This is a genomic window from Comamonas avium, from assembly GCF_014836675.1.
Taxonomy (GTDB): Bacteria; Pseudomonadota; Gammaproteobacteria; order Burkholderiales; family Burkholderiaceae_C; genus Comamonas; species Comamonas avium.
In genome coordinates, this window is record NZ_JACSQK010000018.1 from 1 (window position 1) to 524 (window position 524).

The 524-nt window shown below is 61.8% G+C and carries 1 protein-coding gene; it reads left to right on the top strand.

Annotated features, from left to right (window positions below; translation table 11 throughout):
• Positions 1-524, top strand: a 524-nt coding sequence (locus H9646_RS18300) for an autotransporter-associated beta strand repeat-containing protein (protein WP_191724831.1), incomplete at both ends; no start/stop codon positions are given.

Genomic DNA, 524 nt, shown 5'->3' on the forward strand with positions numbered 1-524 from the left:
GATGCCACCTTGGCGCAAGCCATCAGCGGCAGCGGCAGCCTGACCAAGACCGGTGCTGGCGCATTGACGCTGACGGGCAATGGCAGCAACTTTGCAGGCACGACGCAGGTCGATGCAGGTAGCTTGCTGCTGAGCAGCACGGGCAAACTGGGCGGCGATCTGACGGTAGCCAGTGGCGCCAAGCTGGCAGGCACCGGCACTGTGGGCGGTACAGGGACCCTGACGACCATTAGAAACGGTGCGACCCTTGCCGCCGGTGATGCAGGTAGCCCATTTGGCACGCTGCGCGTGCTGGGTGATCTGACGCTGGAGTCGGGTTCGTCCTTCCTGGTGCAGGCCAACCCTGACAGCAGCGAAAGCAGCTTGGTCAAAGTGGCAGGGGCCGCAACGCTTAACGGCAGCGTGCTGCATGTTGGGACATCGTCGAATGCGGCGACTGACTTCCGAGTTGGTAAGACGTACACGATTTTGTCGGCCAGCCAGATCAATGGCACCTTCGATGCTGCGACCTCCAACTTTGCCTA